The sequence below is a fragment of the Undibacterium sp. Ji22W genome (genome assembly GCF_049340305.1).
GTDB lineage: Bacteria > Pseudomonadota > Gammaproteobacteria > Burkholderiales > Burkholderiaceae_D > Undibacterium.
On sequence record NZ_JBMPOU010000049.1, the window covers coordinates 1 to 212 of the forward strand.

General features: G+C 54.2%; 1 protein-coding gene. It reads left to right on the forward strand.

The window, feature by feature from the left end:
* On the forward strand, nucleotides 1-212 hold a 212-nt coding region (locus ACO0KW_RS20545), incomplete at both ends, for a hypothetical protein (protein WP_423055199.1).

Here is a 212-nt window from a genome sequence, read left to right on the forward strand (position 1 = left end):
AATGCGACGTTAGGCACGGCGAGTGTGACGACGACGATACATGATGATGCTAGCGGCACAGGTGGTGGCGATGATGATCGCTTGGTAGTGACATCGGTCAGCAGCCCGACGGTTGGTGAAGGTGGTAATTTAGTCTTTAGTGTCACCTTGAGCGGCACCAGCACGACAGCGACGACAGTGAACGTGACGCCATCTTCTGGTTCTGCAGTATT